Genomic DNA, 1,567 nt, shown 5'->3' on the forward strand with positions numbered 1-1,567 from the left:
CTCCCTACGGCGTAAGGCAACACGCAGGCAATGGCTCCAAAGACATATCCAACGGCTGCTGGGCCAGCCAGAAAGGGGGGAGTCTTGTAAATCAGGACCATCAGGCAGAGCATCAACAATACGTGTCGTGCTTCAGGGAAGGGCAGTTTGTTCCAAAACCTCACAAGGCGAGCCAACGGTTTCGGCTCCGTTGCGGCGGCGGCCGGTAATGGTGGTGGAGTGGTTGCCTGACGTGCCCTTTTGGCTTTGGTCATGCCACTAACTGCATCAGAACTCGATCTCGCCTGGATCATCTGCCCTGCAACCTCCAGAACTTCGAGCTTTCGATGGTAGTCAGCCTGGGAGATGTTCCCTGCTTGCAGTTGCTCGTCGAGCATTTCTCGAATGTGATCCGCGATCAAGCCTGTTTCACTAGCGGCGCTAAACTCTGATTGGCAAGCCCTGCAGAGAACCGCATCCACCGACCCAAAGCAGACAGCATCACCTTCATGGATCACAGTCTCGGTAACCGGCACTCCGTTCACCCTGGTTCCATTGGTCGATCCCAGGTCACGAAGAATGAGGCCGTTGTCGGTTTGCTCGATCTCGGCGTGGTGCCCCGATACGGACGCATCATCCACAACCACCATGTTGTCTTCCGCCCTGCCGATGCTGATCACCGCCGCTTCCAACGAATGGGAGAGCGGGCCAATCTCCAGGGTGGGAAGGGACTGCGCCATGGCTTGAGGTCGATCAGGATTGCATTGAGGTGTTGCCTGCCCAGGAGATCAGCCGCTCAAGGGTGGGGATTTATCCTCATCCGCAGTTCCGAAATTGTCAATCATGGTCGCAGGCGTGTCCGACGACGCTGCCAGCCAGATTGTTTCCGAACTGAGCAAACGACTTGCTCAGGAGCGCGAGGCTGCCGGTGTGTCGAAGAAGTCGCTGGCGAGCACCGCTGGGTTCGACCGTTCCACGGCCCGCTACATCGAGAACCCGGACGACAATCCCACCCTGATCAATCTGATTCGGTATGGACTGGCTCTGAACCTGGATGTGGGCCAGATATTGTCAGAGTGTCTTGCGCCTCATCTCACGGTGAAAAAGGGCAGATCAGGCAAAGTGAAGTGATTCCCGTTCAGCACAGCAGGCTGGGACATTTACAAAGGCTCTCAACTTCCAAGGTTATTGAGTGACTTTGTAAACCAGGTGCCACAGCCGCGAGCCATGAACCCGAACCATTGCAGAGGCTTCTCTTCCAAGCATGATGGCGCACGATGATGTTTGATGAGCGCACGCATGCCAGACTCCGCGAACCGCTTGAAAGGCTCGCGGCTGAATCTGTGTTCATCGGCACCTCGTCATGGAAATATCCCGGCTGGTGCGGGCAGGTGTATGACGAGTCCCATTACGTCACGCGAGGCAAATTCTCGGAGGCGCGGTTTGAGCGCGAGTGCTTGGCCGAATACGCGGAGATCTTTCCAACCGTCTCCGTGGACGCGGGCTACTACAAGTTTCCCTCCCCGCAATACCTGGAGGGCTTGTGCAAACAGGTTCCTGATTTGTTCCGCTTTGGCTTCAAGGTCAC

General features: G+C 56.5%; 3 protein-coding genes. 2 read left to right on the top strand and 1 reads right to left on the bottom strand.

Going from position 1 to position 1,567, the window contains the following annotated elements; translation table 11 throughout:
* Positions 1-719 (bottom strand): FHA domain-containing protein (locus IAE77_RS00025; RefSeq protein WP_294219602.1); only part of this gene is annotated, 719 nt, incomplete at its 3' end.
* A gap of 115 nt (positions 720-834) precedes the next feature.
* Here IAE77_RS00025 and IAE77_RS00030 point away from each other — a divergent pair.
* Positions 835-1,110 carry a helix-turn-helix transcriptional regulator gene (locus IAE77_RS00030; protein ID WP_294219603.1) on the top strand — a complete coding sequence of 92 codons (276 nt, stop codon included), beginning with the start codon at positions 835-837 and terminating at the stop codon, positions 1,108-1,110.
* Positions 1,111-1,256: 146 nt separating this feature from the next.
* On the top strand, positions 1,257-1,567 hold a 311-nt coding region (locus IAE77_RS00035), incomplete at its 3' end, for a DUF72 domain-containing protein (protein ID WP_294219604.1).

Source organism: Prosthecobacter sp. (assembly GCF_014879935.1).
In the GTDB taxonomy this organism is placed as follows: Bacteria; Verrucomicrobiota; Verrucomicrobiia; order Verrucomicrobiales; family Verrucomicrobiaceae; genus Prosthecobacter.